Origin of the sequence: Thalassovita sp. (genome assembly GCF_965218685.1) — a bacterium.
Lineage (GTDB): Bacteria > Pseudomonadota > Alphaproteobacteria > Rhodobacterales > Rhodobacteraceae > Thalassobius.
In genome coordinates this window covers 2,185,224-2,211,908 of the sequence record NZ_OZ244657.1, presented here as the reverse complement: position 1 = coordinate 2,211,908, position 26,685 = coordinate 2,185,224, and the positions used below count along the sequence as shown (strand labels likewise).

Genomic DNA, 26,685 nt, shown 5'->3' with positions numbered 1-26,685 from the left:
GGTCTCACTTTGCTCTCAGTAGTTGACCGATCTGGGTGCCCTTCGAAATCTCGGCGCGGCCAAGAGTGCAGAAGGTTTCCGGATCGGCATAGCTTACGCCGTTGGCTTTCAGGTAGGCTTCGCCCCGCTTACGCATCCGCGCTTTTTCGTCGGGGGATTTGACATAGGCGTCGATTTCGGCCTTCGAATAACCCAGATCGCGCGCCCGGCGCTCAAGGGCGTTCATATAGCCCAAGGCACGGAACATCCGGGCCGAGATGCTGTTACATTGCTTGCGGATCTCGTCGGCGACAGCCACGGCAAACAGGCCGTCATCGATCTCGGCCACGTCACGCAGCGGGACCTTCGCAAAGGCCGGCATGGCCGCAGTAATCGAGGCCGCAAGAACCAGGGGGAAAATCTTACGCATATCAGTTCTCCTATCAACAGGACGGCGCGGGCTGCGCACGGCAGACCGCCCATCTCTGGAAGAGATGGGGAATTGAGCGGATGTCATGCAATAACAATCGCTCTTACCCTTTGATATGACAAAAGATTTCATCATCCTTTGCAGCGCCCCCGCAGCAGCAGAATGTCGTCATTGACCACTACGTCACGGTCGTCGGTTTCGCGTACCACCAGCCATTCCAGGTTGGAATTGCCATAGCGGGTCACGCAGTGGCGCGTGGCCTCGTAGCGGCCCGCATCTTCGGCGGCCTCAAGGCTTTGGCTGGCACGGCGAACGGTTACGTCGAACATCTGGGGATCGTCCTTCAACGCCTTCAACGACGCTTTGAACGAGTAACCGTCAAAGGTCACCTGCTGCCTTTTGGTCAGGCTTTTGCCCCCGCAACCGGCCAAAAGGCCCAGACAAACAATGCTCAAAACCGCAAACCGCATATCGATCACTCCGCCGCCATGGCGCCCATGCGCCCGGTTTTGTTGGCCTTGATGCGGTCTTCGATTTCCTCGCGGAAGTTCTTGATCAGACCCTGGATCGGCCATGCAGCCGCGTCACCCAGCGCACAGATGGTGTGGCCTTCGACCTGTTTGGTCACGTCAAACAGCATGTCGATCTCTTCGATTTCGGCCTCGCCACGGACCAACCGATCCATCACGCGCATCATCCAACCGGTGCCTTCACGGCAGGGCGTACACTGGCCACAGCTTTCATGCTTGTAGAATTTCGACAGGCGCCAGATGGCCTTGATGATATCGGTCTGCTTGTCCATCACGATGACGGCAGCGGTGCCAAGGCCCGAGCCCAGCTCGCCCCGCAGGTAATCGAAATCCATGATCGCATCGCGCATGTCTTCGCCGCGCACACAGGGCACGGACGAGCCACCGGGAATCACGGCCAGCAAGTTGTCCCAGCCGCCACGGATACCGCCGCAATGTTTCTCGATCAGCTCCTCGAAGGAAATCGACATCGCCTCTTCGACGACACAGGGGTTGTTGACGTGACCGCTGATGCCGAACAGTTTCGTGCCCGCGTTGTTGGGGCGGCCAAAGCCAGCGAACCATTCAGGGCCGCGGCGCAGGATGGTCGGAACAACGGCAATTGATTCCACGTTGTTCACCGTGGTCGGGCAGCCATAAAGGCCGGCGCCGGCAGGGAACGGAGGTTTCATCCGGGGCATGCCCTTTTTGCCTTCCAGACTTTCGATCAGCGCGGTTTCTTCACCGCAGATATAGGCCCCTGCCCCGTGGTGCAGATACAGATCAAAATCCCAACCCGATCCGGCAGCGTTCCGACCCAGCATTCCCGCGTCATAGGCTTCGTCGATCGCGGCCTGCAGCGCCTCTTTTTCGCGGATATATTCACCGCGGATATAGATATAGCACGCATGGGCATTCATCGCGAACGAGGCGATCAGTGCCCCCTCGATCAGCGTATGCGGGTCATGGCGCATGATTTCACGGTCTTTGCAGGTGCCCGGTTCGGATTCGTCCGCGTTGATCACCAGATAGGCCGGGCGACCGTCGCTTTCTTTGGGCATGAACGACCATTTCAGACCAGTGGGGAAGCCCGCACCGCCGCGTCCACGCAGGCCGCTGGCCTTCATCTGGTCGATGATCCAGTCGCGGCCCTTCTGGATGATCCCGGCAGTGCCGTCCCAATGTCCACGTGCCTTTGCGCCCGCCAGGGTCCGCTCGTGCATCCCGTAGAGATTGGTAAAGATACGGTCTTGATCCTTCAGCATCCCATTACCTCTGATCGTTTTGGCGCGAACGCCAGATTTGATAGATCTTCACGATGGCCAGCGCAAAACCGACCAAGGCGATCAGGTCCAGCAGCGCGCGCGTGCGCTGATCCAGGCCCAGTTGTCCTCCGATGAAGGTGGCAAGCGCCCAGTACACGCCGGTCCCCGCAATCAGCAGCGCAACCTTGCGCCCCCGAGCAGCCGTATCCGTGTCCCGTTCAGCCATCCTTCATACCCCTCAGTACACGTCGCCCTTGTCGACGCGTTTCGAGAATTCAGTGTCTTCGCCCGAAGCCAGTTGAGTGGCCTGACCGATCCAGTCATCACGCGTGATCCGGCCCTTAAACTTCAGGCGGTTATCAACCCACGCGATTTCGGCCTCGGTCCACTTGGCGATCTGATCGAAGTGGTAGAAGCCCAGCTCGTTCAGGGTTTGCTCAAGCTTGGGGCCAACGCCCTTGATGCGCTTAAGATCGTCGGCACCGCCTTCACGCGCGCCGCTCAGCAGCTCGGGGGCGGATTCTTCGACTTCGGCAGCGGGGGCGGCCTTCGCGGCGGGCTTGGCTTTGGCCTCGACCTGTTTGGCCACGGGCTTGGGCGCGGGTGCTTCAGGTTCAGGCGCGGGGGGCGTCGGCGTTGCAGCCTGATCGCGGCCTTTCAGCCAAGGCGTCAGGATCGGCACTTCGGTACCGTCGATCCGCTTGATCGTGTCGCCAATATCGGTCGCCAGCTGCACCGAGGCGTTATACTTGGTGTGGCCGCTATCGAAATCCTTCAGCGAGGTCAGACCGCTTAGCGGCTCCGAAGCGAAACGCCCATTTTGCGGGCCCGGCACCGGCACTTTGCCAGCGGCCATGTCGTCCAGCATCTGCGAAAAGCCTTCGGCGGTCAGATCCTCGTAGTAGTCCTTACCGATCTGAGCCATCGGCGCATTGGTACAGGCGCCCAGACATTCGACCTCTTCCCAGCTGAACTTGCCATCGGCCGAAACGGTATGAGGGGTCGGTGCGATCTTTTCCTTACAGACCGCAATCAGATCCTCGGCGCCGCAGATCATGCAGGACGTGGTGCCGCAAATCTGAATATGCGCAACAGAACCAACGGGCTGCAGCTGGAACATGAAGTAGAACGAGGCCACTTCCAGTGCGCGGATATAGGCCATGCCCAGCATGTCGGCGATATGCTCGATCGCGGGGCGGGTCAGCCAGCCGGTCTGTTCCTGAGCCCGCCACAGCAGCGGAATGATGGCCGACTGCTGACGGCCTTCTGGGTATTTGGATATCTGCCCCTGAGCCCATTCCTGGTTGGCGGGCGTGAAGGCAAAGCTTTCGGGTTGGTCCTTGTAAAGACGGCGGAGCATTAGATCATCCCCTCGGCTGCGCGGCGGCTGTCGGAGCCTCCGGCGGGAGTATTTACAGAGCAAAGAAAGGCGGAGCGCGACATTAGCGGTCGATCTCCCCGAAGACGACATCCATGGTGCCGATGATGGCGGCGACGTCGGCCAGCTGGTGACCGCCCGCGACGTGATCCATCGCTTGCAGGTGCAGGAACCCGGGCGCGCGTAGCTTGGCGCGGTAGGGTTTGTTGGTCCCGTCAGCCACCATGTAGACGCCAAACTCGCCCTTGGGCGCCTCGACCGCAGCGTAAACTTCGCCGGCGGGGACGTGGAAGCCCTCGGTGTAGAGTTTGAAGTGGTGGATCAGCGACTCCATCGAGGTTTTCATGTCACCGCGTTTCGGCGGGGTCAGTTTCCCGCGTGCCAGCACGTCACCGGTGGCTTCGCGCAGCTTGGTGATCGCCTGACGGATGATGCTGGTCGACTGGCGCATTTCTTCCATGCGACACAGGTAACGGTCATAGCAGTCACCGTTTTTGCCCACGGGCACCTGGAATTCAAATTCGTCATAGCATTCATAGGGTTGCGCGCGGCGCAGGTCCCATGCCAGGCCAGAACCACGGACCATGACACCCGAGAAGCCCCATTCCTGTATGTCTTCTTCGGTGACGACGCCGATATCGCAGTTCCGCTGCTTGAAGATGCGGTTTTCGGTCAGCAGACCGTCGATATCGTCAAGAACCTTGGGGAATTCGATCGCCCATTCTTCGATATCGTCCAGCAGTTCGTCAGGCAGGTCTTGGTGGACGCCGCCGGGACGGAAATAGTTCGAGTGCAGACGCGCACCGCATGCGCGTTCGTAGAAGATCATCAGCTTCTCGCGCTCTTCAAAGCCCCACAGCGGCGGGGTCAGGGCGCCAACGTCCATTGCCTGTGTGGTGACATTCAGCAGGTGGTTCAGCACGCGGCCGATTTCCGAGTACAGAACCCGGATCAGCGAGGCACGGCGAGGCACCTCGACGCCGCACAGTTTTTCGATGGCCAGACACCATGCATGTTCCTGGTTCATCGGCGCCACGTAATCAAGGCGGTCCAGATAAGGCAGGTTTTGCAGGTAGGTGCGGCTTTCCATCAGCTTTTCAGTGCCACGGTGCAGCAGGCCGATATGCGGATCGCAGCGCTCCACGATCTCGCCATCCAGCTCCAGCACCAGGCGCAGCACGCCGTGGGCCGCAGGGTGCTGCGGGCCGAAGTTGATATTGAAGTTACGGATCTGCTGTTCGCCGCTTTGGGCGTCCACGCTGCCGTCATCAAATTTGGAGCCGTCCATCATTTGGCCTCTCCCTTCTCGTCACCGGGCAGGATGTATTCGGCACCTTCCCACGGGGACATGAAATCAAACTGGCGGTATTCCTGAACCAGCGACACGGGTTCATAGACGACGCGTTTTTGCTCTTCGTCGTAACGCACTTCGGTATAGCCGGTGGTCGGGAAGTCCTTGCGCAGCGGGTGGCCGCGGAAACCATAGTCCGTCAGCAGGCGGCGCAGGTCGGGGTGGCCCGAGAACAGCACGCCGAACATGTCGAAGACCTCGCGCTCGAACCAGTTCGCCGAAGGATGCACGTCGATGATCGAGGGTACCATTTCGTCTTCGCGGATCGACACCCGCAGGCGGAGGCGCTGGTTCTGGTACATCGACAGGAAGTGATACACCACGTCGAACCGCTTGGCCCGGTCGGGGTAATCCACGGCGGTGATGTCCACCAGGGTCGAGAACTTGCAGGTCGGGTCGGTTTTCAGGAACTCGACAAACCCCACGATGTTGCCGGGGGTTACGTCGATGTTCAGCTCGTCATAGGCAATATCCCATGCCAGAACGCAATCGGGGCGCTTCAGCTCGATATGGGTGCCAAGCTCGGTCAGGGCTTCGGTCATGTGTGTTGTCCTTCCCGCTTAGCGAACAATCGTGCCGGTGCGGCGGATTTTGCGGGCCAGTTGCATGATCCCGTACAGCAGCGCCTCGGCGGTGGGGGGGCAACCGGGAACATATACGTCCACGGGCACAATGCGGTCACAGCCGCGCACAACCGAATAGCTGTAGTGGTAATAGCCGCCGCCGTTAGCGCAGGACCCCATCGAGATCACGTAGCGCGGCTCGGGCATCTGGTCATAGACCTTGCGCAGCGCTGGGGCCATCTTGTTGGTCAGCGTGCCGGCCACGATCATCACGTCCGACTGACGCGGGGATGCACGCGGCGCAATTCCAAAACGTTCAGCATCATAACGGGGCATCGAGGTGTGCATCATCTCGACCGCGCAGCAGGCCAGACCAAAGGTCATCCAGTGGAGCGAGCCCGTGCGGCCCCAGTTGATGATGTCATCAACCGTTGTCAGCAAAAAACCCTTGTCCTGAAGCTCGCGGTTCAGCTCTTGCGTGGCGACTTCGCGATCAAAGCCTGCCGTATTCGCACCGGTCATCACTCCCATTCCAGGGCCCCTTTCTTCCACTCATAGGCAAAGCCAGCCGTCAGCACGCCCAGGAACACCATCATGGACCAGAACCCCACCATCGAAATATCCTTGAACGCCACCGCCCAGGGGAACAGGAAGGCAATTTCAAGATCGAAGATGATGAACAGGATCGACACCAGGTAGAAACGCACGTCGAATTTCATCCGGGCGTCGTCAAAGGCGTTAAAGCCACATTCGTAGGCAGAGACTTTTTCCGGATCCGGATTGCGCACCGCCAAAACAATTGCTGCAAGGATAAGAACAAGGCCAAGAGCAATGGCAATGGCCAGAAAGACGAGGATGGGAAGGTATTCCCTCAGCATCTCTTCCACAGGTGGCTCCTTTCATGCGCGCGGGCGCAGTCAGTAGGCTGATTTTATAGGCAGGGTTTACTCCTGCGTCACACTGGGGTCAACCGAACCATCGACACATTCACCAACGTGAAAGTGTTGTTTGTCTGCCAATGCATACAACGGCATACGGCGCATGCACACAGGGGGCTGCGTCAATTCGCCAGCCGTTTTAAAGGGTTTTTGCGCCCCTAGGGTCAAGAACGCGCGCCGCACGGGTGAATTCAATTGGATTGGTTAACGAGTGATTCCCCGTAAAGTCACGTCAGTCATGTATATTTAAGCAAAAATTACGACGCCCCTAAGGGCGCCGTGTCACTTATTTCATCGATAAAGATTCGCTTTTGGAAGCGGCCTGTTCAGCTCTGCCAGTTGGGTTTCCGTTTTCCAAAGAAGGCCCCGATTCCTTCCGGGGCCTCATCTCCTTCCCAGCAGGCGGCCAACTCGGAGATGGTGTGCTGGATTGTGGCTTCGTCGATCCGCGGCCCCAAAGCCCGCAGCAGCGCCTTGGCGCGGGCAACCGCACCTGGCGCGCATTCCAGGTAAGGAGCAACCTCGGCCTCGATCGCCGCGTCCAGATCCGCGGCCGGAACCGCGCGGGCCAGCAGGCCCAGTTGCACGGCTTCGGCGGCATCGAAACGACGGCCCGACATAAAGACCCGGCGGGCATTCGCCTCGCCCATCCGCGCGCAGACATAGGGGCCTATGGTGGCCGGGATCAGACCCAGCCGGGTTTCCGTCAGTCCCATCAGAACAGTGTCCGCCCCAATGGCAATATCGCAAACGCTGGCCATGCCAACACCGCCGCCAAAGGCATTGCCCTGCACCCGCCCGATCAGCGGTTTGGGCATCGTGTTCAGCGCCTGCAGCGCATAGGCCAGCTTCGAGGCTTCGGCCATGCGCACATCCGGCTTGGCCTCGAACTGCTCTCGCATCCACCCCAAATCGCCCCCCGCGCAGAAGCTTTTGCCCCGGGCGGCCATCACAACCACGCGCACGCTGTTGTCCGTGCCCAGATCGGTGGCGGCCTGGTGCAATTCGGCAATCATGGTGGCAGACATGGCGTTGTGTTTCTCGGCCCGGTCCAGCCACAGGGTGGCCACGCCGCGCGCGTCTTTCTCGATTTGGATTGTCTCGCCCATCTTTATCCCTCTTGGTTGCGCATGGCCCGGGCCATGTTCGCCGCGCGTGCCAGAACATCCGCGTCCAGCCCAGTGTCATATCCCAGATCGCTTACGCGGGCATGCACGGCCTCGGTGGCGACGTTGCCAGCCGCACCGGGCGCATAGGGACATCCGCCCAGCCCCCCCACGGCCGCATCGAACACCCGCAAGCCCTTTTCGATCGAGGCCTCGATGTTCGCCAGCGCCCGCCCCGCCGTGTCGTGGTAGTGGCCGGCCAAACGGGCAGCGGGCACCTGTGCCAGAACCGCATCCAACATGGCCGAGATGCTTTCGGGTGTGCCCTGCCCGATCGTGTCGCCCAAGGACACCTCGTAGCAGCCCATCTGGTCCAGCGCCTTGGCGACTTTTGCCACCTGCGCCGGATCGACCGGCCCATCATAAGGGCAGTCGGTCACGCAGCTGACATAGCCACGCACCTTGATCCCTGCCATTTGCGCCGCCTTGGCTACCGGAGCGAACCGTTCCAGGCTTTCGGCAATCGTCGCGTTGATATTGGCCTTGGAAAACCCTTCCGAGGCCGAACCGAAAATGGCGACCTCGTCCGCTTGCGCGGCCATCGCGCGTTCCAGCCCCATCATGTTGGGCGTCAGCGCCGCATAAGACACGCCGGGCGCGCGGGAGATACCGGCCAGAACCTCGGCACTGTCGGCCATTTGGGGCACCCATTTGGGGCTGACGAAGCTGGCGACCTCGATCCGGCGGAACCCTGCCCCGCTCAGGCAATCGACCAGAGCGATCTTGGCCTCGGTCGAGATCATCTGCTTTTCGTTCTGCAACCCGTCGCGCGGGCCGACCTCGAAAATCTCTATGTTCGCGCCCATGCGCAGCCTCCTGCTCTCATCAGGCCAGACTTCGAGCTGCTCGTCCCTGTCCGAGCCGCGCTGCGGGGTGCCCTCAGTCTTCATCTTCCAACCGCACCAGGGCGGCCCCCGCTTCGACCTGCGCACCTGCCGCGGCAAGAACCTCGGCCACTGTGCCATCGCGCGCGGCAAGCAGCGAATGCTCCATCTTCATCGCCTCGAGAATGGCCAGACGGTCGCCCTCGGCCACCTGTTGGCCCGGTTCAACGAACACCGCCTTGACCAGACCGGGCATCGGAGCCTCGATCAGGTTGCCATCACCTGCGGCACTGCTGGCGCGATCCAGCGGATCGATTGTGTGGAACACCTGCCCACCATCGGCAAACACGGTGATTTCGTCGCCCAGATAAGTAAAGGCCAGCTTTTGGCCATCAAAGCTCCAACCGTCGTTATAAAGAGCCTCGACCACCTGCCCATCCACGTCCACCAGGGCCGAGCCGGGGCGGCGCAGGCGAACGCGCACAAGGCGTTCTTCGCCTTTATGGTTGATCACCACCTCGCGCCACGAGCTGTTCCACAAGGTAAAGCCATCGTCCCATTTAGGCTGCGCCATCATGCCCGCCGCCGCCATGGCCGCCTGCGCGACCACCTGCGGGCTAGCTTGGGGCTGTGCGACCAACGCGTCCAGATCGCGGGCGATCAGGCCTGTATCCACGTCCCCTGCGGCAAACCCCGCATGATTGCACAGCGCACTGAGGAAAGTCAGGTTGGTCACAGTGCCTGCGACCTGCGTTTCCTCCAGCGCCTGGGCCATCTGTTTCAGGGCCACCTCACGGGTGGGGCCATGGGTGATGATCTTGGCGATCATCGGATCGTAAAACGGGCTGATCGTGTCGCCCGACCGCACGCCGCTATCGGCCCGGCACCCGCCAGGAAATGCCAGGTGTCCCAACGTGCCCGTGGCGGGCAAAAAGCCCTTGGGCACGTCCTCGGCATACAGGCGGCTTTCGAAGGCATGGCCGGTGATGGTCAGTTCGTCCTGCTGTTTAGGCAGGCCCTCGCCGCTGGCGACGCGCAACTGCCATTCGACCAGATCAACGCCGGTAATCGCCTCGGTCACCGGGTGCTCGACCTGCAGGCGGGTGTTCATCTCCATGAACCAGAACCCGTCAGGGCGCAGCCCGTTTGACCCGTCCACGATAAACTCGATCGTGCCGGCGCCCTTGTATCCGATGGCCGTGGCAGCGCGCACTGCGGCCTCGCCCATGGCGGCGCGCATTTCGGCTGTCATGCCAGGGGCCGGAGCCTCTTCGATGACCTTCTGGTGGCGCCGTTGAAGCGAGCAATCGCGCTCAAACAAGTGCACCGCGTCCGAGCCGTCGCCAAAGACCTGCACCTCGATATGGCGGGGCTGAAGAATGTACTTTTCGATCAGTACATCGGGATTGCCAAAGGCAGTACTTGCCTCGCCCCGGGCGCTGGCCAGTGCGTCGGCGAATTCGCCCGGTGCCTCGACCAGGCGCATCCCCTTGCCGCCCCCGCCCGCAACAGCCTTGATCAGAACAGGATAGCCGATCTCGGCCGCTTGCTGCGCCAGGAAACCTGCATCCTGATTGGCACCGTGATAGCCCGGAACAACCGGCACGCCCGCGGCCTCCATCAGTACTTTGGCGGCGTCTTTCAGGCCCATCTTGCGGATCGCATCGGCCGAGGGACCGATGAAGGTCAGCCCCGCAGCCTGCACGGCTTCGACGAAGTCAGGGTTTTCGGACAGAAAACCATAGCCGGGATGAATACCCTGTGCGCCGGTGGCCTGCGCCACCTTGATGATCTGGTCCCCAAGAAGATAGCTCTCGGCAGGGGCCGAGCCGCCAATATGGATGGCCTCGTCGGCCATGGCCACATGCTTGGCTCGCGCATCAGCGTCCGAGTAGACGGCTACGGTTTTCACCCCCATCCGGCGGGCGGTTTCGATAACGCGGCAGGCAATCTCGCCACGGTTTGCGATCAGGATTTTATCAAACATCTTTGAGCTTCCTAGCTTTGAACAGCAATCCACTTGCGACCGCCGCGAAACATATACAAAGCACTATTGCGCCTAATACGGACCACATCCTTGCCACCCCCAGAACCTGGTCAAACAACAAGAATAACCACAACCCAATCGCCAGTATCGGAAAGGTCAGGGCCGATCTCATTCCGGCATCGGCAGCCCATTTGCTGGAAATCGGTCGCGCGTAGAAACCAATCGCCTTGTCGCCTACGAGTTTATGGAACTCTTTGCGCACATCGAGAATGGCGTTGAAGGCGGCCAACACCCCTAAATACGAAGCCCAACCCGCGCCGACCCCGGCAATGGAAATTACCAGCATAAGAGGCGAGACATGGCTTTGACCGCTCTCAATGCAATTTGGAGCAGTTGTATTGTTGCCGGCGGCGTCCACAGCAGCGCAGGCCGAAAACACCTCAACCTGCAACAAGCCAAATGCAGTGAACAAAAACCCGTTCAGCGCAAGCATCCAGCCGATCCGGTTGTTCACAAGACCGTCTTCGGCTTCCAATTGGCTACGAGCATCGTGCCAGACATCCCGCATGGCGGGCGAGACCAAAGGTGGCGGCGGTGCGTCGTCACGTATGTCAGTCATTTCGGCCACCTACATCCGGAACACGCCGAACTGCGTGTCCTCAATCGGGGCGTTCAGGCTGGCACTTAGTGACAGGGCCAGGACGTCGCGGGTTTTGCGGGGATCGACAATGCCATCATCCCACAGCCGGGCCGAGGCATAGAGCGGGTGGCTTTGTTCTTCGAACATGTCGATGGTGGGCTGCTTGAAGGCGGCCTCTTCCTCAGGTGACCAACTGCCGCCCTGCCGCTCGATCCCGTCGCGTTTAACGGTGGCCAGAACCCCGGCGGCCTGTTCGCCGCCCATCACGCTGATGCGACTGTTGGGCCATGTCCACAAGAAGCGCGGACTATAGGCCCGCCCTGCCATGCCATAGTTTCCGGCCCCGAAGGAGCCCCCCACCAGCATGGTAATCTTGGGCACCTTGGTGGTCGCCACGGCCGTCACCATCTTGGCGCCGTGACGGGCAATGCCCTCGTTTTCATATTTGCGGCCCACCATGAAGCCCGTGATGTTTTGCAGGAAAACCAGAGGGATCTTACGCTGGCTGCACAGTTCGACGAAATGTGCGCCTTTCTGCGCGGCCTCGGAAAACAGCACACCGTTGTTGGCGACGATACCCACGGGGCAGCCTTTGACATGGGCAAAGCCGGTCACCAGCGTTTCGCCAAACCGCGGTTTGAATTCATCAAAGCGGCTGCCATCAACGGTGCGCGCGATGACCTCGCGGATGTCATAGGGGGTGCGCAGATCGCTGGGAACGACACCCAGGATTTCCGCAGGATCATAAAGCGGCTCTTCGGAGGATTGCCATTGCACCGTCGCGGGTTTGGCCCGGTTCAAGTGGCTGACCGCGCGGCGCGCCAGCGCGATGGCATGGGTGTCATCTTCGGCCAGATAATCGGCCACGCCGGACAGACGCGTGTGCACGTCGCCGCCGCCCAGTTCCTCGGCGCTGACGACCTCGCCGGTTGCGGCCTTGACCAAGGGCGGGCCGGCCAGAAAGATCGTGCCCTGCTCTTTGACGATGATGGTGACGTCGGACATGGCGGGCACATACGCCCCCCCTGCCGTACACGATCCCATCACCACTGCGATCTGCGGAATGCCCTTGGCGGACATGTTCGCCTGATTAAAGAAGATGCGGCCAAAATGTTCGCGATCGGGGAACACCTCGTCCTGTTGCGGCAGGTTGGCGCCACCGCTGTCGACCATATAGATGCAGGGCAAGTGGTTTTGCTCGGCAATCTCCTGAGCGCGCAGGTGTTTCTTGACCGTCATCGGATAGTAAGAGCCGCCCTTCACCGTCGCATCGTTGCAAACGATCATGCAGTCTTGGCCGTGAACGCGCCCGATCCCTGCGACCACACCGGCGCAGGGGGCCGCGTTGTCATACATGTTATGCGCAGCGGTAGCCCCGACCTCGAGAAATGGCGAATCCGGGTCCAGAAGCGAGCGAATGCGCCGTCGGGGCAACATCTTGCCGCGCGCCTCGTGGCGCTGACGCGCGCGTTCACCGCCCCCCAGACGCGCAGCCTCGGCCGCCTCGCGAATGGTTTCCAAAGCCTCCAGATGGTTGCGCTGGTTGGTCTGGAATGTCTCGGACGACGGAATGGCAGAAGACGAGAGTTTCATGGGGCCTCCGGTTTCATTTGAGTGGCGTCGAGGGGCAGGTCATGCGCATTCCTCGGCGGCTAATCGTTTCAGTTCCTTGCGGATCACCTTGCCGGTGACCGTCATCGGCAGGGCGTCGGTAAAGGCAATCTCGCGCGGGTAGGAATGTTTGGCGACGTGGTCCTTGGCGAAATCCTGCAGCGCCCGCGCCAACGTGTCCGAGGGCGCGTGCCCCGGCTTCAAAACCACATAGGCCTTCACGATTTCCGTGCGCAGCGGGTCCGGTTTGCCGATCACACCAACGGTGGCCACAGCGGGATGTTTGAGCAGGCAATCCTCGATCTCGGCGGGGCCAATGCGGTAGCCGGCGCTGGTGATCACGTCATCCTCGCGGCCGACAAAACGCAGGTAATCCCCCTGCCATTGGCCCCGATCCCCGGTCAGCATCCAATCGCCATAGAATTTCTCGGCAGTCGCCTCGGGGCGGTTCCAATAGCCCAGCATCATGCTGGCAGCCCCTTTGCGGATGGCAATGTCGCCCTCGGTATCGGTCGGTTGCCCGTCCTCATCCAGAACCGCGATGTCGAACCCCGGAGCAGGCTTGCCCAGACAACCCGGAGCGGCATCAAACAGCGCCCCGCAGGACGAGGCCACCATGTTGCATTCGGTCTGGCCGTAAAATTCGTTGATCGTGACGCCAAAGGCCTGCCGCCCCCAGGCCAGCATCTCGGCCCCCAAAGGCTCGCCCCCCGAGGCGACAGATCGCAACCCCGAAAGCGCGGCCCCCTCGGCCTTGAGCATCCGTAGAGCCGTCGGCGGAAAGAACACGTTGCGCACGCTGGTCGCGGCGACAATGCGCTGGCACTCGGCGACGGAGAATTTGTCCATCCGGGCGGCCACAACGGGAACCCCAAGGGCCAGCCCCGGCATCAGCACGTCAAACAACCCGCCAATCCAGGCCCAATCTGCGGGCGTCCACAGGCAATCGCCCTCTCGGCCCAGAAAATCATGGCTGACCTCGACGCCCGGCAGATGGCCGATCAGCACGCGATGCGCATGCAAAGCGCCCTTGGGCGCGCCGGTGGTGCCGCTGGTGTATATCAGCACGGCAGGTTCTTCTGGGGCGGTATGGGCGGTATCAAAGGGGATGTCTGACAAGACCAGCTCTTCGGGGATTACCTGATCGTGGCCCTCCATGGCCAACCAGTCGCGCAACCCTTCGGTGCCCTCGGGATCAGCGATGACCCAGGCCACGCCCGCATCCTCTAGCCGGGTCAACAGCGCGTCCGTGCCAAACAGTTTGAACAACGGGATTGAGATCGCGCCCAGTTTCCAGCAGGCGATATGCGCCGCCGCTGTCCACGGGGATTGCGAGCGTAAAACGCCCACGCGGTCGCGCCGTCGCACGCCCTTGGCGACCAGATCAACGGCCAGGGTGTCGGCCATGCGCCGCAGCGTGCCATAGCTGACATCCACGCGCGCATCCCCGGTCATGTCGATAATAGCCAAACGGTCTGGCGCGCGGTCAGCCCAGTCATCACAGACCTGACACGCCATGTTCAGCTGCGCGGGGATGTCCCATTGGAACCCCCGCACCAGACTGCCGTAATCCTCCCCTTTCGGCAGCATGGCTTAGCTCATGGCCGCCATCATTTCGCGCCCCACCAGCATCCGGCGGATTTCCGAGGTCCCTGCCCCGATCTCCATCAGCTTGGCGTCGCGGAAAATCCGGCCCACGGGGTTGTCAGACAGATAGCCTGCCCCGCCAAAGGCCTGTACGGCCTGGTGCGCAACAACCATCGCCTCTTCCGAAGCATAGAGACAGCAAGCCGCCGCATCCTGGCGGGTAACCTCGCCGCGGTCACAGGCCTTGGCGACCTCGTAGACATAGGCACGGGCCGAGTTCATCTTGGTGTACATATCCGCCAGTTTGCCCTGCATCAGTTGGAAATTCCCGATGGGCTGACCGAACTGCTTACGCTCGGCCATGTAGGGCATGACCTCATCCAGACAGGCGGCCATGATACCGGTGCCGATACCCGCCAGAACCACGCGTTCATAATCCAGGCCGGACATCAGAACGCGCACGCCCTTGCCCTCTTCGCCCAGAACGTTCTCAAACGGCACTTCGCAGTTGTCAAAGATCAACTCGGCGGTGTTCGATCCGCGCATCCCCAGCTTGTCAAAATGCTTGGAAGTGCTGAAGCCGGTCATGGATTTTTCGACGATAAAGGCTGTGATGCCCTTGCTGCCAGCCTCGGGGTCGGTCTTGGCGTATACGATCAGCGTGTCGGCGTCAGGACCGTTGGTGATCCAGTACTTGTTGCCGTTCAGCACATAGTAACCGTTGCGCTTTTCGGCTTTCAGCTTCATCGAAACCACATCCGAGCCCGCCGAGGGCTCCGACATGGCCAAAGCGCCAACATGCTGGCCCGAGATCAGACCAGGCAGGTATTTTTGCTTCTGCTCATGCGTGCCGTTCAGCTTGATCTGATTGACGCACAGATTGGAATGAGCACCATAAGACAGCGACACCGAGGCCGAGGCCCGCGCAATCTCCTCAACAGCGATCACATGCGCCAGGTAGGACATGCCAGCGCCACCGTATTCTTCGGGCGTGGTGATACCCAGAAGGCCCAACTCACCCATCTCTTGCCACAACTCGTTGGGGAACTCGTTGTCCAGATCAATCTGCGCCGCCATCGGCTTTACGCGTTCTTGCGCCCACCGGTGCACCATCTCACGCAAAGCGTTGACGTCTTCTCCCAGATCATAGGCCATCACTGCATTGAACACGGGCCGCTCCTCCGATCTCATTATTGAACAGTTGTTCATTAATAGACACAAGAACCGAGTCGGGTCAACCTGTTTCCCACGCGACAATCGCGTGATCCAGTCGAGCGCGCCATGCGCGCGCTTGGCCTCTCGGCGTTGGCCTATGGCCATCGCCTCGCGCGGAGCGCACCCTGACGCAAGATGATTGACTGTGGATGAAAGACGACAGCGCGTCACGCGACAGCTCGAGGCCGCCGGCCGAGATATCAAGCGCGCGCGAAGCGCGCTCCGCTTAGCAGCCTTGCCAGACCGCTCCGACTTCAGAGCGGATGATGCGGGCGATCAGCGCGCAGTCTTGAAGCGAGAATGTCAGCGGAAGTCGCATGTCCATCAGCCCGCTCAGAATCCGATCGGTTTCGGGCATTTTATCGGACTTGGCATAGCGCCAGCTGTCATAGCGGCTGGTAAACCCGGCAGGCTCGGCCCCACCGAACCATTTCAGCTCGACCCCCCTGCGTGCACAGCGCGCGACCAGATCCGAGATCGCCTTCTCGCTCCAGTCCAGCAGCAGGAATTGGATGGAGGAGCCGACATAGCTTTCCCCCTCGGGGCGTTCGACAATTGTCAGACCCGGAGTATTGCGAAGCCCATGCTCGACGACCGCATAGCGCTCATTCCAGCGTGCGCATTGTTGGGCCAGTTCACGCAGCTGCGGGCGCAGGATGGCCGCGCGCAGATTGTCCATCCGCCCCGAGACATTGGGCGTGTCGTACTTAATCTGCTCGAACTGCGCGGTCTCGGGACCTGCCAGATGGCGATCAAACAGCATATAGCTGCCCGACAGTATGGTCGCACGGGCCATGACCTGCGCATCATCGGTGACCAGCAGACCACCTTCGCCCGAGTTCATGTGTTTATAGGTTTGGGTCGAGTAGCAGCCGATCAGACCATCTGTTCCAGACAGCCGTCCGCGCCAGCGCGCGCCCATGGTGTGGGCGCAATCCTCAATAACCGTGACATCTGCGGCCTGGCACATCTGCATCAGCCGGTCCATGTCGCACAGATGACCGCGCATATGGCTCAGCATCAGCACCTTGGCCTGGTCCAGCTTGGAGGCCAGATCGTCCAGATCGATCACCAATCCTTCGGTGACCCCAACGAAAACCGGCTTGGCTCCGATGCTCGCGATTGCTCCGGGGACGGGGGCCAGGGTGAATGCATTGGTCAACACCGGGTCCCCGGGCTGCACGTCCACCGCACGCAGGGCCGTCGCCAGCGCATACCCGCCCGAGGCCACCGCCAGCGCATATTTCGTGCCCATGGCCGCAGCAAATTCCTGCTCCAGCAGGGCCGCCTCGCCGGCCTCGTCACCGACCGTGTTATAGCGGTGCAATCGGCCCGAGCGCATGACGCGCAAGGCTGCCTCGATCCCTTCTTCGGGGATAGGCTCTTGCTGCGTGAAAGCGCCGGTAAAGACCTCGGCAGACATCAGGCCGCCCCCAGCAGGTCGCGCACCAGATCAGGCAGATCATCGTAATGATCCAGCAATGCCTCGGGCTGCAGATCAGCCACTTTGCGCCCGTCCGGACCGAAAGTTACAAGCACACAGGGCACCCCCAGCGCGGCGGCGGTTTTGCGATCCGTCGCCGTATCCCCGATCAGAACCGAGGCCATCGGATCGCCCCCCGCCAAAAGCGCCGCCTGACGCAGAGGTTCGGGATCGGGTTTGCGCACAGGCAACGTGTCTGCGCCGATCATCGAGCCAAAGGCCCCCCGCACACCCAACCGCTGCAAAAGCGTTTCGGCCAGACCTTCGGGCTTGTTGGTACAAATGCCGACCTTATAGCCATTGGCCTTAAGCGTATCGACGGCCTGCATCGCACCGGGGTACAGGCGGGTGTGCCGGTCAATGTCCGCCGCATACGCATCAAGCAGCACGGGGTACCACTTCTCAACTTCACCTGTAATATCTGCGTGGGCCAACCGCTCTAGCCCCAGGGTCAGCATTGCGCGCCCACCATGAAAGGCGGTGCTGGCATCCCCCACAGGCGACAGCATGTCCCCGGCCCCCATCTGCTGAAAACAGGCATTGGCGGCCGCGATCAGATCCCCGCTGGTGTCCGCCAGCGTACCATCCAGATCGAAGATCACAGTTTTCATTCAAATCACCCCGAATGGCCCCGCTCAGCGCATTTTCGCCCGCAATTGTCACATGCCGCAACCACAAGTGAAGCCTTGCGCCCTTGCGCCCTGTCCCCAAGCGGATAAAACGAGCGAAAGACAAAGACAACAAGAGATATGGCATGAGCACGGCACTGATCATCCTCGCCGCTGGTATGGGGACTCGCATGAACTCGGACCTGCCAAAGGTCCTGCACCAGATTGCTGGCGCCCCCATGGTGGTGCATGCCATGCTGTCGGGCGCCTCGCTCAGCCCAGAGCGCACGGTGATCGTGACCGGTCATGGCGCCGATCTGGTCGAAACCGCGGTGCGTGCCCATGACCCCGAGGCCCGTTTCGCCCTTCAGGCCCAGCAGCTGGGAACCGCCCATGCCGTTGCCCAGGCCCGCGAGGCACTAGAGGGGTTCGACGGGGATGCCATCGTTCTGTATGGCGACACCCCCTTTATCCAGCCCGAAACGCTGGAGGCAATGGCAGCGGCCCGCGCCGAACATGATGTGGTGATCCTGGGATTTGAAGCCGCAGATCCCGGCCGCTATGGCCGGTTGGTGATGAACGGGGATACCCTGGAAAAGATCGTCGAGTTCAAAGAGGCAACGGACAAAGAACGCGCCCTAACTCTTTGTAATTCTGGCGTTGTTTGCGCCGATGTTCAGACTCTGTTCAGCCTGATCGACGCGGTCGGAAACGACAATGCGGCCGGGGAATATTATCTGACCGACATCGTTGAACTGGCCCGCGCCAGGGGTTTGACCGCAACCGCCGTTGTCTGCTCCGAGGCCGAAACGCTGGGCGTCAACTCGCGCGCGGAACTGGCCGGTGCCGAGGCCGCATTTCAAGCTCGTGCCCGCGCCCAATTGATGGAAGACGGGGTTACCCTGATCGCCCCCGAAACCGTCCACCTGTGCTTTGACACCTATATCGGACGCGACTCGATCATCGAACAAAACGTGGTCTTCGGGCCCGGCGTCACTGTCGAAAGCAACGCCCTGATCCGGGCTTTCTCGCATCTGGAAGGGTGCCACATCAGCCAACGCGCCAGTGTCGGCCCCTTTGCCCGCCTGCGCCCCGGCGCCGAGCTGGCCGAGGACTCCAAGGTGGGCAACTTCGTCGAAATGAAGAACGCCACGCTGGAAGAAGGCGCCAAGATCAACCATCTCAGCTATGTCGGCGACGCCCGCGTGGGTCCGGCCGCGAATATCGGTGCAGGTACAATCACCTGCAACTATGATGGGGTCATGAAGCATCACACGGACATCGGCGCAGGTGCCTTTATCGGGTCGAACACCATGCTGGTGGCCCCGGTCAAAGTTGGGGACTACGCGATGACCGCAAGCGGCTCGGTCATCACCAGCGACGTCCCCGCCGAGGCACTGGCCCTTGCGCGCGCCAAACAAGAGAATAAGCCGGGCCTGGCCGTGAAATTGTTCAAAATGTTGAAGAAACAAAAAGAAAAACGCAGCAAAGGGGCATCATAATGTGCGGTATTGTTGGGGTCCTGGGAAACCACGAAGCAGCGCCACTGCTTGTTGAGGCACTGAAAAGGCTTGAATATCGCGGCTATGACAGTGCGGGGATCGCCACCGTCAACGATGGCCATTTGGACCGTCGCCGCGCCGTCGGCAAACTGGTGAACCTCAGCGATCTTCTGGTCCATGACCCTCTGGCCGGAAAATCGGGGATCGGCCACACACGCTGGGCCACCCATGGTGCGCCGTCGGTTACCAACGCCCACCCCCACCGCGCCGGCCCCGTGGCCGTTGTGCATAACGGGATCATCGAGAACTTCCGCGAACTGCGCTGCGAATTGGCTGAAAAGGGCCTGAACTTCGTCACCGAGACTGACACCGAAACCGTTGCTCTGCTGGTGCAATCCTTTATGGCCGACGGGCACACCCCGATCGAGGCCGCCCGCTTGACCCTGTCGCGGCTGCACGGCGCCTTTGCCCTGGCATTCCTGTTCGATGGCGAAGAGGATCTGCTGATTGCCGCACGCAAGGGCAGCCCGCTGGCCATCGGTCATGGCGACGGCGAAATGTTTGTGGGCTCGGACGCCATTGCCCTGGCACCGCTGACCGACCGGATCACCTATCTGGAGGAAGGCGACTGGGCGGTTATCACCAGAAACTCGCTGGAGATCAGGGATGAGAACAACGCCCTGGCCAACCGCGAAACGCGCAAGATCGAGGTGGACAACGCCCGTGTTGACAAGGGTGGCCACAAGCACTTCATGGCCAAGGAAATCGCCGAACAGCCCAGCGTGATCGGCGAGGCCATCCGTCACTATCTGACCAACGATGCCGCGCATGTGCAATTGCCCGACGACACGCTGGATTTCACCCAGATCGACCGGCTGACCATGGTTGCCTGCGGCACGGCTTTCTACGCTTGTCTGACCGCGAAATACTGGTTCGAGCAGCTGGCCAAAATCCCGGTCGAGGTCGATATTGCCAGCGAATTCCGCTATCGCGAGCCGCCCATCACACCGCGCACCGTCGCCCTGTTCGTCAGCCAATCGGGCGAGACCGCGGACACCCTGGCCGCCCTGCGCTATTGTCACGAGAAGGCCGACAAGATCGTCTCGGTCGTCAATGTTCCTGAAAGCTCGATCGCGCGAGAAAGCGATCTGGCCCTGCCCATCCTTGCCGGAACCGAGATCGGCGTGGCCTCGACCAAGGCCTTTACCTGCCAGCTGAGCGTACTGCTGATGCTGGCCCTGAAAGCGGCCGAGCAGCGCGGCACAATCACCCCCGAACGCCTGTCGGATCTGCTGTCGCAACTTCGGGCGCTGCCCAACACGTTGAACCACGCACTGGACATCGACAAGGCCACTCAGAAAATCGCACGCCGGTTGGCAGAGGCCACAGATGTGCTGTTCCTTGGGCGTGGTCTGATGTACCCGCTGGCCCTTGAGGGTGCACTTAAACTTAAAGAAATCAGCTATATACATGCCGAAGCTTATGCATCAGGCGAACTGAAGCACGGCCCCATCGCGCTGATCGACAAAACACTGCCCGTGGTCGTCATGGCCCCTCGGGACGAGCTGTTCGAGAAGACCGTATCGAACATGCAAGAGGTTCTGGCGCGCGGCGGCAAGGTGCTTTTGATCACCGATCAGCAAGGCGCTACCGAGGCTGACGGCGACACCTGGAACACCCTGGTGATGCCGAATGTCGATCCGGTTCTGGCCCCCATCCTTTATGCTGTTCCTGCACAGTTGCTGGCCTATCATACGGCCGTCGCCAAGGGCACCGATGTGGACCAGCCGCGAAACCTTGCGAAATCGGTAACGGTGGAATAATGGCCAAACAGTTTGACAGTATCGCTCCTGACCACCGCGCCTTCATCGAAGCGCAGCACATGTTTTTCGTCGGCACAGCCGCAGCCGAGGGGCGGGTGAACATCTCGCCCAAGGGCATGGACAGCCTGCGCGTTCTTGGTGAAAACCGCATCGTCTGGCGCAACATGACCGGCAGCGGAAACGAAACGGCGGGCCATCTGAAACAGATCAACCGGATCACCCTGATGTGGTGCGGCTTCGAAAAGCGCCCGATGATCATGCGCGCCTATGGCTCGGCCCGCACGCTGCATCCTCGTGATGAAGACTTTGATGCACTCAACGCGCTTTTCCCGGACGAAATCGGCGCCCGTCAGATCTATGACGTGCAGGTGGATATGCTGCAGACCTCGTGCGGCTATGCGGTGCCCTATTTTGACCACGTGGGCGAGCGTGACACGCTGAAAAAGTGGGCCCAGGACCGAGGAAATGAGGGCGTCAGCGCATATTGGGCCGAAAAGAACCAGAAAACGCTGGATGGGCTGCCGACGGACGTGCTTGGGGATGGCAATGACGCTTGAGGACGCGCTGGCGCAGCTGCGCGCCCTGATCGAGCCCGGCCGCGCCGAGGGGATGCGCCAGTATCACAAGCAAACCCGCGAGGTTCTGGGCATTCCTAACCCTGCGATGAATGACCTGACCAAGGGATGGCGGCAGACGTTATCCGTGCCCGAACGGGTCGATCTGGCGCGCGAGCTTTGGCAGACCGATATCTTCGAGGCCCGGATTGCCGCCGCCAAACTGTTGACGCAGGCACGGATCAAGGATGACGAGCAGGTCTGGGTGTTAATTCAGGGCTGGGTGCGCGACTTTGACAGCTGGGCGATCGCTGATCACGTCTGCATGGCCGGGCAAAAACGTCTGTTGGCCAACCCGACCCGGGTCTCGGATGTCGAAGAGTGGGTTCACTCGACCCATATGTGGACCCGCCGCGCTGCGCTGGTGATAACCCTGCCGTGGACCAAGCAAAACAACCCCAAGCACACCGACCTTGAAATTCGCGACCAGGTTCTGGGCTGGTGCGCGCGCTATGCCGATGACAACGAGTGGTTCATTCAAAAGGCCATCGCCTGGTGGCTGCGCGACCTGTCCAAGCATGACCCAGAACGGGTGGTGAAATTCCTGGATCGCTACGGCGCACAACTTAAACCGTTCGCGCGCAAGGAAGCCTCGAAATACCTGTCGGCCTAGGTCAGTCCGCGTACACCACGACCTCGGGCAGGCCAGTCAGCGGCGCGTCCAGCAGCTGCATCGCGGACAGGGACAGACGACTGCCGGCGGTCGGCTCTCCGGGGATGGGGATCAGATCAACCTTGATGGTACGGCCTGATTTTTCATATTTCACCCGTCCCTTGCCGGGGGCAGATGCCAGCGGCGTTTCAATCCAGAACCCCGGCTTGGCCGGATCCCCAAGCGAGGCAACAGTGCGGCCCAGCATGCCCTCGGTTGCCGGTTCGACCACGGTTTCCTCGACCGGGTCAGGCTGGGGCAGCACCGCCACAGGTTCGGGCTGCGGATTAGGGCGGCGGAGGTCCAACCCCTCCAGCGGAGCGCAGGCGGACAGACCAAGAACAAGGACAAGCGGGGCGACAAGCGACATTTGTTTCATAGCCCGACGCTACGACCATTTCCTGAGACGATCAACGCCTTCTGCCCTTGCCGTGGCAAGGTTCCGCCCCTAGGTTCAGCCCCATGACTGCTCCTTTGATTGACCCTTTTCAGCGCGCTATCAGCTATTTGCGCGTTTCCGTGACAGACCGCTGCGATTTCCGCTGCCAGTACTGCATGGCCGAAAACATGACTTTCCTGCCTAAAAAAGAGCTGCTGACACTGGAAGAGCTGGATCGCGTAAGCTCGACCTTCATCCGCATGGGCGTGGAAAAGCTGCGGATCACGGGGGGCGAGCCGCTTGTGCGGCGCGGAATCATGACCTTTTTCAACGCCATGTCACGCCATCTGGAAAGCGGCGCGTTGAAAGAGCTGACGCTGACCACCAATGGCTCGCAACTGTCGCGGTTTGCCGACGATCTTTTTGCAGCGGGCGTGCGGCGGGTGAATATCTCGCTCGATACGCTGGACGAGGCAAAATTTGCCGACATTACCCGCTGGGGCCGCCTGCCCCAGGTTCTGAATGGGTTGGATGCGGCGCAGCGCGCGGGCATGCGGGTGAAGATCAACGCCGTTGCACTGAAAGGGTTCAACGAGGACGAGCTGTTCTCGATGACCGAATGGTGCCACGAACGCGACATGGACCTGACCTTTATCGAGGTCATGCCCATGGGCGACATCGGCAATGAAAACCGTCTGGATCAGTACTGGCCGCTAAAGGATCTTCGCGCCACGTTGGCTCAGCAATATACCCTGACCGACCTGGCCGAGCGCACAGGGGGCCCTGCGCGCTATGTAAGGCTTGAAGAAACTGGTCAGAAGATCGGCTTTATCACGCCGCTGACGCATAATTTCTGCGAAAGCTGCAACCGGGTGCGCCTGACCTGCACCGGCGAGCTGTACATGTGCCTGGGTCAAGAGGACATGGCCGACTTGCGCCCTGCCCTGCGCGATCACACCGACAGTGATCAGCCTTTGGAAGAGGCCATTCGCGCCGCGATCGGGCTGAAACCCAAAGGCCATGATTTCGACTATTCGCGGCAGGAAGTGGCCGGACAGATGTCCCGCCACATGAGCCACACGGGCGGCTGATCAGGCCGCGGGCATCCGTTGTTCGACGATCTCGGCCCACCAGCTGCAGCCCACAGGGATCGCCTCGTCGTTGAAGTTGTATTCGGGGTGGTGCACCATTGCCGTGTCGCCATTGCCGACCAGGATGTAAGCTCCGGGGCGTTCTTCCAGCATAAAGGCGAAATCCTCGCCACCCATGACCAGCGGGGCCTCGGCGCATTCGCCCGTGACGCTGCGGGCCACTTTGGCGGCAAATTCTGTCTGCTCTTCCGAGTTCACCATCACGGGGTAGTTGCGGATATAGTTCACCTCGGCCGTGCCGCCAAAAGTCGCCGCAACCCCCTGACAAATCTCGGAAATGCGCTTCTCTGCCAAATCGCGCATTGCCGGGCTAAGCGTGCGTACAGTGCCCAACATTTCCACCTTTTGGGGGATCACGTTGAAAGTCTCTGAATTGGTCCGGAACGAGGTCACTGAAACGACCAGCTGATCCACCGGGTCCGCATTGCGCGAGGCGATCGTTTGCAACGCCTGTACCGCCGAGGCGGCCATAACGGTGGTATCAATCGCGTCGTGAGGTTTGGCGGCGTGGCCGCCCTTGCCTTCGAACATCACTTCGAAGACGTCAGTGGCCGCAAAGAACGGGCCCGGGCGGATCGCGAATTTGCCCAGGGGCTGCCCGGGCCAGTTGTGCATGCCATAAACTTCCTGAATGCCCCAGCGGTCCATCAGACCGTCGTCGCACATAACCTTACCGCCGCCACCGCCCTCTTCTGCGGGTTGGAAGATGACAATGACCGTGCCGTCGAAATTGCGGGTCTCGGACAGGTATTTGGCCGCGCCCAGCAGCATCGCGGTATGCCCATCGTGGCCACAAGCATGCATGGCACCGGGAGTTTTGCTGGCATAGTCCAGCCCGGTTTGTTCGTCGATAGGCAGAGCATCCATGTCCGCGCGCAGACCGATCACTTTGCCACTGTCGTTCTGTTTGCCCTTGATCACCCCTACAACGCCGGTGCGGCCGATACCCTCGATGACGTCATCGCAGCCAAACTCGCGCAGCTTGTCGGCCACGACACCCGCGGTGCGGATGGTGTCGAACATAATCTCGGGGTGTTCGTGCAGATCGCGGCGCCATGCGGTGATTTCGGCGTGCAGCTCGGCGAAACGATTCTTAACGGGCATGAGAGGACTCCTGTAATATGCGCGCGCGCCAGCCCTTACCTGGCCTTACGGGGGAAAGATAGCTGCATCGCCAGCAAGGTCCAGCCCTCAACCGCTTGACCCGCCGGTCAGCACCATGTGCCCCGGCCCCACTTGCGTATATTCCGAGCGCGCCGGAACATAGTCCAGCGGATGGATGGGGGACGGCAAAGGTTTGAAGCTGAGATCGCGCATGTCATGGCGCCGCGCGGGATCGGCGACGGGCACCGCGCGGAGCAGCGCTTGGGTATAGGGATGCTGCGGGTTCTCGAACACCGCTTGGCGCGGGCCCATTTCGACAATCCGTCCCAAATACATAACGCCGACGTCGTGGCTGATCCTTTCAACCACTGCCATGTCGTGACTGATGAACAGGAAAGACAGGCCCAGATCGGCCTGCAGCTCCATCATAAGGTTCAGAACCTGCGCCTGCACCGAGACATCCAGCGCCGAAACGGCCTCGTCTGCGATAATCATCTTAGGGTTCAGCGCCAGGGCACGAGCAATGGCGACGCGCTGCCGCTGCCCACCCGACAGCTCGTGCGGGAACCGCTGCATGAAACTGCGCGGCAGTTGCACCCGGTCAAACAGATGGGCCACGCGGTCGGTCAGCTCTGACCCTTTGCGTGCACCGAAATTTCGCAGGGGTTCGGCCACCTGGTCGCCCAGACGCATCTGAGGATCCAGGCTGGCGAATGGATCCTGGAACACCATCTGCATGTCCCGTCGCGCTTTGCGCAATCCTTTGGGATCCAGCGCCATGATGTCGACGCCATCCAGATGGATCTGCCCCGAGTGTGGCTGCACAAGCCGCAGTATCGAGCGTCCGGCCGTGGACTTACCGCAACCGGATTCGCCGACCAAAGACAGTGTCCGCCCCTTAGCCAATGAAAAAGACAGGTCCTCGACCGCATGAACCTGCGCGACGGTCCGGCGCAGCAGCCCCCCTTTGATCGGGAACCGCGTGGTCAGGTTACGAACCTCCAGCAAGGTTTCGCTTTGCCCTGTAACTGGCTGAACATCATGACTTTCCCCACCCAAAACGGGCATGAGCCGCGGAAAAGACCTGCCCGCCATGTCGCCCAAACGCGGAACCGCGGCCAGCAGGCTGCGGGTGTAATCGTGTTGCGGGTCAGAGAAAATCTGCTCGACAGAGCCTTCTTCCAGCTTCTCGCCGTCGCGCATCACAACCACCCTGTCCGCGATCTGGGCAACCACGGACATGTCATGGGTGATAAACATCACCGCAGTCCCTGTTTCACGCCGCAGCTGGTCGATCAGAGCCAGAATTTCGGCCTGAATGGTGACGTCCAATGCGGTTGTCGGCTCGTCCGCGATCAGCAGACGCGGCTTGCAGGCCAACGCCATGGCAATCACGACACGCTGGCGCATTCCACCCGACAGCTCGTGCGGGTACTGATCCATCCGGCGTTCGGGTTCAGGGATTCGAACCTGCTTCAACAGCTCCAGCGCCCGGGCACGGGCCTGAGACCGACCCATCCGCATATGCAGGCGCAGGCCTTCGGTCAGTTGTTTGCCGATGGTAAAAACAGGGTTCAGCGCGGTCATCGGTTCCTGAAAGATCATCCCGATCTCGTTGCCCCGAATGCGCCGCATCTGAGCGTCATCAGCCTGGGCCAAATCGACCTGCCCCATGTCCTTACGATCAAACAGAAGCCGCCCGCCGGTAATCTGTCCGCCGCCGAATTCGACCAGGCGCATCAATGCCAGGCTGGTCACGGACTTGCCCGAACCGCTTTCACCGACAATGGCAACGGTCTGCCCCGGCAGGATCGAAATCGACACGTCCTTGACCCCCGGAACGGGGCCAAAACTGGTCTGGAACTCGACCCGTAACCCCTCAATCGAGGCAAGAGCTTGTTCGGACATTTGACTATCCCTGATTGT

General features: G+C 60.9%; 26 protein-coding genes. 5 read left to right on the top strand and 21 right to left on the bottom strand.

Going from position 1 to position 26,685, the window contains the following annotated elements; all coding sequences use genetic code 11:
* Positions 1 to 4 precede the first annotated feature (4 nt).
* From ACOQOQ_RS10965 to ACOQOQ_RS10880, 18 genes are all read right to left on the bottom strand, one after another.
* Entirely contained in the window at positions 5 to 409 is a 405-nt protein-coding gene (locus tag ACOQOQ_RS10965) for a DUF5333 domain-containing protein (protein WP_420567029.1), read from the bottom strand.
* A gap of 131 nt (positions 410 to 540) precedes the next feature.
* Positions 541 to 879: a hypothetical protein gene (locus ACOQOQ_RS10960; RefSeq protein ID WP_420567028.1), complete on the bottom strand. Its 339-nt coding sequence runs from the start codon at positions 877 to 879 to the stop codon at positions 541 to 543.
* A 5-nt stretch (positions 880 to 884) separates the two neighbouring features.
* Positions 885 to 2,183, bottom strand: a complete 1,299-nt coding sequence (gene nuoF, locus ACOQOQ_RS10955; protein ID WP_420567027.1) for an NADH-quinone oxidoreductase subunit NuoF — start codon at positions 2,181 to 2,183, stop codon at positions 885 to 887.
* 4 nt (positions 2,184 to 2,187) lie between these two features.
* Positions 2,188 to 2,409: a DUF5337 domain-containing protein gene (locus tag ACOQOQ_RS10950; RefSeq protein ID WP_420567026.1), complete on the bottom strand. Its 222-nt coding sequence runs from the start codon at positions 2,407 to 2,409 to the stop codon at positions 2,188 to 2,190.
* Between the two features lie 12 nt (positions 2,410 to 2,421).
* A complete protein-coding gene (gene nuoE, locus ACOQOQ_RS10945) occupies positions 2,422 to 3,543 on the bottom strand; it encodes an NADH-quinone oxidoreductase subunit NuoE (RefSeq protein WP_420567025.1) in 1,122 nt (373 codons plus the stop codon).
* An 82-nt stretch (positions 3,544 to 3,625) separates the two neighbouring features.
* A complete protein-coding gene (locus tag ACOQOQ_RS10940) occupies positions 3,626 to 4,849 on the bottom strand; it encodes an NADH-quinone oxidoreductase subunit D (RefSeq protein ID WP_420569760.1) in 1,224 nt (407 codons plus the stop codon).
* Positions 4,849 to 5,454: an NADH-quinone oxidoreductase subunit C gene (locus ACOQOQ_RS10935; RefSeq protein WP_420567024.1), complete on the bottom strand. Its 606-nt coding sequence runs from the start codon at positions 5,452 to 5,454 to the stop codon at positions 4,849 to 4,851. The genes ACOQOQ_RS10940 and ACOQOQ_RS10935 overlap by 1 nt, the downstream gene beginning before the upstream one ends.
* 18 nt (positions 5,455 to 5,472) lie before the next feature.
* A complete protein-coding gene (locus tag ACOQOQ_RS10930) occupies positions 5,473 to 6,006 on the bottom strand; it encodes a NuoB/complex I 20 kDa subunit family protein (protein WP_420567023.1) in 534 nt (177 codons plus the stop codon).
* A complete protein-coding gene (locus ACOQOQ_RS10925) occupies positions 5,997 to 6,362 on the bottom strand; it encodes an NADH-quinone oxidoreductase subunit A (RefSeq protein WP_420567022.1) in 366 nt (121 codons plus the stop codon). The genes ACOQOQ_RS10930 and ACOQOQ_RS10925 overlap by 10 nt, the downstream gene beginning before the upstream one ends.
* A gap of 377 nt (positions 6,363 to 6,739) precedes the next feature.
* On the bottom strand, positions 6,740 to 7,522 hold the full coding sequence (locus ACOQOQ_RS10920; protein WP_420567021.1) for a crotonase/enoyl-CoA hydratase family protein: 783 nt from the start codon (positions 7,520 to 7,522) through the stop codon (positions 6,740 to 6,742).
* A 2-nt stretch (positions 7,523 to 7,524) separates the two neighbouring features.
* Positions 7,525 to 8,385: a hydroxymethylglutaryl-CoA lyase gene (locus tag ACOQOQ_RS10915; protein ID WP_420567020.1), complete on the bottom strand. Its 861-nt coding sequence runs from the start codon at positions 8,383 to 8,385 to the stop codon at positions 7,525 to 7,527.
* Between the two features lie 73 nt (positions 8,386 to 8,458).
* On the bottom strand, positions 8,459 to 10,390 hold the full coding sequence (locus ACOQOQ_RS10910) for an acetyl/propionyl/methylcrotonyl-CoA carboxylase subunit alpha (protein ID WP_420567019.1): 1,932 nt from the start codon (positions 10,388 to 10,390) through the stop codon (positions 8,459 to 8,461).
* Positions 10,383 to 11,009: a hypothetical protein gene (locus tag ACOQOQ_RS10905; RefSeq protein WP_420567018.1), complete on the bottom strand. Its 627-nt coding sequence runs from the start codon at positions 11,007 to 11,009 to the stop codon at positions 10,383 to 10,385. Before ACOQOQ_RS10905 ends, ACOQOQ_RS10910 begins: the two co-directional genes overlap by 8 nt.
* A 9-nt stretch (positions 11,010 to 11,018) precedes the next feature.
* Positions 11,019 to 12,623, bottom strand: a complete 1,605-nt coding sequence (locus ACOQOQ_RS10900) for a carboxyl transferase domain-containing protein (RefSeq protein WP_420567017.1) — start codon at positions 12,621 to 12,623, stop codon at positions 11,019 to 11,021.
* A 39-nt stretch (positions 12,624 to 12,662) separates the two neighbouring features.
* A complete protein-coding gene (locus ACOQOQ_RS10895; protein WP_420567016.1) occupies positions 12,663 to 14,231 on the bottom strand; it encodes an AMP-binding protein in 1,569 nt (522 codons plus the stop codon).
* A gap of 3 nt (positions 14,232 to 14,234) precedes the next feature.
* Positions 14,235 to 15,398: an isovaleryl-CoA dehydrogenase gene (locus ACOQOQ_RS10890; protein ID WP_420567015.1), complete on the bottom strand. Its 1,164-nt coding sequence runs from the start codon at positions 15,396 to 15,398 to the stop codon at positions 14,235 to 14,237.
* Between the two features lie 271 nt (positions 15,399 to 15,669).
* On the bottom strand, positions 15,670 to 16,866 hold the full coding sequence (locus tag ACOQOQ_RS10885) for a DegT/DnrJ/EryC1/StrS family aminotransferase (RefSeq protein ID WP_420567014.1): 1,197 nt from the start codon (positions 16,864 to 16,866) through the stop codon (positions 15,670 to 15,672).
* On the bottom strand, positions 16,866 to 17,537 hold the full coding sequence (locus ACOQOQ_RS10880; protein ID WP_420567013.1) for an HAD-IA family hydrolase: 672 nt from the start codon (positions 17,535 to 17,537) through the stop codon (positions 16,866 to 16,868). The genes ACOQOQ_RS10885 and ACOQOQ_RS10880 overlap by 1 nt, the downstream gene beginning before the upstream one ends.
* 143 nt (positions 17,538 to 17,680) lie before the next feature.
* Here ACOQOQ_RS10880 and glmU point away from each other — a divergent pair, with 143 nt between their 5' ends.
* The 4 genes from glmU to ACOQOQ_RS10860 are packed head-to-tail and all read left to right on the top strand — an operon-like array spanning position 17,681 to position 22,086.
* A complete protein-coding gene (glmU, locus tag ACOQOQ_RS10875) occupies positions 17,681 to 19,036 on the top strand; it encodes a bifunctional UDP-N-acetylglucosamine diphosphorylase/glucosamine-1-phosphate N-acetyltransferase GlmU (protein ID WP_420567012.1) in 1,356 nt (451 codons plus the stop codon).
* On the top strand, positions 19,036 to 20,859 hold the full coding sequence (gene glmS, locus ACOQOQ_RS10870; protein ID WP_420567011.1) for a glutamine--fructose-6-phosphate transaminase (isomerizing): 1,824 nt from the start codon (positions 19,036 to 19,038) through the stop codon (positions 20,857 to 20,859). The genes glmU and glmS overlap by 1 nt, the downstream gene beginning before the upstream one ends.
* Positions 20,859 to 21,416: a pyridoxamine 5'-phosphate oxidase family protein gene (locus ACOQOQ_RS10865; protein ID WP_420567010.1), complete on the top strand. Its 558-nt coding sequence runs from the start codon at positions 20,859 to 20,861 to the stop codon at positions 21,414 to 21,416. Before glmS ends, ACOQOQ_RS10865 begins: the two co-directional genes overlap by 1 nt.
* Positions 21,406 to 22,086 carry a DNA alkylation repair protein gene (locus ACOQOQ_RS10860; RefSeq protein WP_420567009.1) on the top strand — a complete coding sequence of 227 codons (681 nt, stop codon included), beginning with the start codon at positions 21,406 to 21,408 and terminating at the stop codon, positions 22,084 to 22,086. The genes ACOQOQ_RS10865 and ACOQOQ_RS10860 overlap by 11 nt, the downstream gene beginning before the upstream one ends.
* A gap of 1 nt (position 22,087) precedes the next feature.
* On the opposite strand, the gene ACOQOQ_RS10855 is transcribed toward ACOQOQ_RS10860, so the two are convergent.
* Complete coding sequence (locus tag ACOQOQ_RS10855; protein WP_420567008.1) at positions 22,088 to 22,495, bottom strand: hypothetical protein; 408 nt, start codon at positions 22,493 to 22,495, stop codon at positions 22,088 to 22,090.
* A gap of 92 nt (positions 22,496 to 22,587) precedes the next feature.
* Between ACOQOQ_RS10855 and moaA the strand changes: the two genes are divergently transcribed.
* Complete coding sequence (moaA, locus tag ACOQOQ_RS10850; protein WP_420567007.1) at positions 22,588 to 23,595, top strand: GTP 3',8-cyclase MoaA; 1,008 nt, start codon at positions 22,588 to 22,590, stop codon at positions 23,593 to 23,595.
* Here the strand turns inward: moaA and ACOQOQ_RS10845 are convergent, their stop codons facing one another.
* Both ACOQOQ_RS10845 and ACOQOQ_RS10840 read right to left on the bottom strand, forming a co-directional pair.
* The gene (locus tag ACOQOQ_RS10845; RefSeq protein ID WP_420567006.1) at positions 23,596 to 24,759 is read right to left on the bottom strand and encodes a M20 aminoacylase family protein; all 1,164 of its coding nucleotides are present in this window, start codon (positions 24,757 to 24,759) and stop codon (positions 23,596 to 23,598) included.
* A gap of 87 nt (positions 24,760 to 24,846) precedes the next feature.
* Entirely contained in the window at positions 24,847 to 26,667 is a 1,821-nt protein-coding gene (locus ACOQOQ_RS10840; RefSeq protein WP_420567005.1) for an ABC transporter ATP-binding protein, read from the bottom strand.
* Positions 26,668 to 26,685: the final 18 nt, after the last annotated feature.